The organism is Mycobacterium sp. (genome assembly GCF_049673265.1).
In the GTDB taxonomy this organism is placed as follows: Bacteria; Actinomycetota; Actinomycetes; order Mycobacteriales; family Mycobacteriaceae; genus Mycobacterium.
Genome location: NZ_JBATXN010000111.1, coordinates 1 through 1,979, shown reverse-complemented (window position 1 = coordinate 1,979; position 1,979 = coordinate 1). Strand labels below are relative to the sequence as shown.

The 1,979-nt window shown below is 65.2% G+C and carries 3 protein-coding genes; all 3 read right to left on the bottom strand.

Going from position 1 to position 1,979, the window contains the following annotated elements:
• A partial coding sequence (locus WBF82_RS03665; protein ID WP_424381738.1) for an ABC transporter permease occupies positions 1-301 on the bottom strand: 301 nt, incomplete at its 3' end.
• Complete coding sequence (locus tag WBF82_RS03660; protein WP_424381737.1) at positions 298-1,194, bottom strand: glycosyltransferase; 897 nt, start codon at positions 1,192-1,194, stop codon at positions 298-300. The genes WBF82_RS03665 and WBF82_RS03660, both read right to left, overlap by 4 nt.
• Positions 1,191-1,979: an ABC transporter ATP-binding protein gene (locus tag WBF82_RS03655; RefSeq protein WP_424381736.1), complete on the bottom strand. Its 789-nt coding sequence runs from the start codon at positions 1,977-1,979 to the stop codon at positions 1,191-1,193. Before WBF82_RS03655 ends, WBF82_RS03660 begins: the two co-directional genes overlap by 4 nt.

The following is a 1,979-nucleotide window of genomic DNA, read 5'->3' as shown; positions in this document are numbered from 1 at the left end:
CGGCGCCCTCCAGGATCGAGGCGTTGATCAGATTCCAGATGATCAGGCCGAGCGTGACGTACGGCAGGTGTATCGCCAGCTCGAGATGAAACAGCTTGGAGTACAAGCCGCCCATCGCGACGGCGGTGGTGCCGGTCGCGATCGTGATCCAGAACGGCCCGAGCACCGAGCGGCGGTAGCGCTGTTTGATGTCTTGCCAACCCAGGTGCAGCCACAACTCGCGGCGGCGATACCCGTCGACCAAATCGCCCCAGGCGCGAGCCAGCGTCTTGGACTGCGCGGTGGCATCGATGACCGTCATGAGGGTTGCCCGAATCTTTCCCGTCGTCCCATCCGCCGCAGCCGCAGCCACTCCAGCAGACCCTTCGGGTCGCGCCGAGACACCAGGAAAAACCAACCGAACCGCAGCCATTCCTGAACCAGCAGCTTGCGCAGACCCGGCTGCGACAGCAGGTAGCCGCGGTTGCGGTAGGTGAAATACCGCTTGGTCGGATCGTCGGGATATTGGGTGTGCATGCGCCCGGCAAGGATCGGCTTGAATTCGGCTGACCCGCAAGGGTGCAAATACACGGCGTTCAAACAGGTTCCGAACGCCAAGCCGGAGCGGACCAGCCGACGGTGCATCTCCACCTCGTCGCCGCGGACGAACAGCCGCAGGTCGGGCACGCCGATCGACTCGAACGCCGAAGCCGCAAACAGCGCCCCGTTGAACAGCGACGCGATGCCCGGCAGCAGGTCTTGATTCGGTGCGGTACGCAACTCGCTGACCAGCCTGCGCCAGACCAGGCCGCGGCGCAGCGGGAACGCCAGGCGTTGCGGGTCGTCGGCGTTGCACACCATCGGCGACACCTCGGCCAGCCGATGTTTGTCGGCGCAGGCCAGCAGCGTCGCCAAGACTTCGGTGTCTTGCGGACGGCCGTCGTCGTCGGCCAGCCACACCCAATCGGCACCGGCGGCCAGCGCGTGAAGTATGCCTAGGGCGAAACCGCCTGCGCCCCCGAGGTTTCGGTGTGACGGAAGATACGCCGTCGGAATGGATTGCGCGCCAACCAGTTCGCGAACACGCTCGTCGTTATCATTGTCGACGACGATCAACTGGTCGGGCAGCCGGCTCTGGGTCGTCAACGCGTCGAGCGACTTGGCCAGTTCGTCCGGGCGCCGGTGGGTCACCACGACGGCGCACACCGACGTCATCGCGGGACCTCGGCGAGCACTTCACGCACATGCCGCGCGGCGTCTTCACCCTCGTAGGCCCGCACGACGTCTTCGATGCCGCCGGACATGCGGATGACACCATGGTCGATCCACATCGCGGTCTTGCACAGCCGTGCCAGGAATTCGTTGGAGTGGCTGGCGAACACCAGGATTCCGGAGCGCTCCACCAGGCCCTGCAGCCGGGTCTGAGCCTTCTTGAGAAAGTCGGCGTCGACGGCGCCGATGCCCTCGTCGAGCAGCAGGATCTCCGGGTCGATGCTGGTGACCACGCCCATCGCCAACCGCACCCGCATCCCGGTCGAATAGGTGCGCAACGGCATCGACAGGTAGTCGCCCAGCTCGGTGAACTCGGCGATCTCGTCGACCTTGGCCAGCATCTGGCGTCGCGTCTGCCCGAGAAACAGGCCGCGGATGATGATGTTCTCGTAGCCGGAGATCTCGGGGTCCATGCCGACGCCGAGATCGAAGACCGGCGCCACCCGCCCGCTGACCTTCGCCCAGCCCCTGGTGGGCTCGTAGATGCCTGAAAGTAGCCGCAGCAGAGTCGATTTCCCGGCGCCGTTGTGCCCGACCAGGCCGACGCGGTCACCGAGGTCTAGTGACATGGTGATATCACGCAACGCCTCGATGACGACCACGTTGGAAGCGTTACTCCCGATCGTGCCGCCCAAGACGGTCTTCTTCAGCGAGCGCGATTTGGCGTCGAAGATGGGGAACTCCACCCACGCGTCGCGTGTCTCGATGTGTGGCCCAGCGTGCGTCAC

Bases quoted from the DNA above. Each gene is read 5' to 3' on its own strand.
- WBF82_RS03660 (WP_424381737.1), bottom strand. From the start codon at position 1,194: ATGACGTCGGTGTGCGCCGTCGTGGTGACCCACCGGCGCCCGGACGAA.